1 protein-coding gene and 1 pseudogene are annotated in these 597 nt (G+C 36.2%); one reads left to right on the forward strand and one right to left on the reverse strand.

What is annotated here, in order from left to right; all coding sequences use genetic code 11:
• Positions 1-29 precede the first annotated feature (29 nt).
• A complete protein-coding gene (locus FD44_RS10185) occupies positions 30-239 on the reverse strand; it encodes a hypothetical protein (protein ID WP_010620865.1) in 210 nt (69 codons plus the stop codon).
• Between the two features lie 259 nt (positions 240-498).
• Between FD44_RS10185 and FD44_RS10925 the strand changes: the two are divergent.
• Positions 499-597, forward strand: a pseudogene (locus FD44_RS10925) (MobA/MobL family protein); the annotation flags it as partial.

A 597-nucleotide genomic window follows, 5' to 3' on the forward strand; every position in this document is an offset into this window, starting at 1 on the left:
TAGACATGGAATTTCCCCATCTCGTATGGCTAATGATCTACGGACTTTACCTTTAAAAATCCAGAAAATTGCTTGGCTAAAAGCTTAATCTGATCGTTAGACAAATTAGCATAATCTAAATTGGCTTGACTGATGATTTGTTTACCTAGCCGTTGCTCAATCTTATTTTTTTCAGCTTTAATCTTTTGATTAAACTGTTTTAATTTAGCTTCTTGTTTTTCTAAGTTGCTTTGAGACATAACGATCCCGACAATTATATTAAAAAAATCACCGACACTATATCATACAGAGAATGTTAAGTCAAAGGATAAAAGTTGAAATAGCGAAGCGGAAGGCATACACTAAAAGTAAATTCAGGAGAATCAGCAGACCGAGTGAAACGAGGTCAATGCGCACTTACACATAGAATAAATTCTATGTTGTGCTAACCAAAAAATCCTGTATTAGAAGTCGCCGGTGGCGACAACAAAGTCAAGCCCATGGAATCAAAGGAAGACAGTGACTAACATGGCAATATTTCATATGAGTTTTAGTAATATTAGTGCCGGTAAAGGACGCAGTGCCATTGCCAGTTCCGCTTATAGAAGTGGTGAAAAA

It is taken from the genome of Secundilactobacillus malefermentans DSM 5705 = KCTC 3548 (assembly GCF_001436395.1).
GTDB classification, from domain to species: domain Bacteria; phylum Bacillota; class Bacilli; order Lactobacillales; family Lactobacillaceae; genus Secundilactobacillus; species Secundilactobacillus malefermentans.

Bases quoted from the DNA above. Each gene is read 5' to 3' on its own strand.
- FD44_RS10185 (WP_010620865.1), bottom strand. From the start codon at position 239: ATGTCTCAAAGCAACTTAGAAAAACAAGAAGCTAAATTAAAACAGTTT.